We start from the raw sequence: 260 nt of genomic DNA on the forward strand, positions 1-260 counted from the left end.
AATAACGTTTTCTGTTGCTGCAAATCCGCTAATTCAGCTTTGGCGGTTTCAGCCGCACCCCGTAATGCTTCGGTTAACGCCTGCGCCTGTTGTAACTGACTGATGGCCGCCGGCATTGCCAACACGTCTCCCCCCGCGTTGGCTTGTTTATCCGCACTGATAAACAGCCCTTTCCCGGCGCGGATCGCGCCCCAGTCATCGGTACGCAGCTCAAACCCTTCACCCCGTTTATCCGGGTGCGGTTTCTGGCTGTCAACCAG

Annotated in this window: 1 protein-coding gene; it reads right to left on the bottom strand. The window is 56.9% G+C overall.

Annotated elements, in window-relative coordinates; genetic code table 11:
• The coding region (locus ABR397_RS23915) for a type VI secretion system Vgr family protein (RefSeq protein WP_350307861.1) at positions 1-260 on the bottom strand (260 nt) is incomplete at both ends.

The sequence above is a fragment of the Photorhabdus viridis genome (genome assembly GCF_040256935.1).
Taxonomy (GTDB): domain Bacteria; phylum Pseudomonadota; class Gammaproteobacteria; order Enterobacterales; family Enterobacteriaceae; genus Photorhabdus; species Photorhabdus viridis.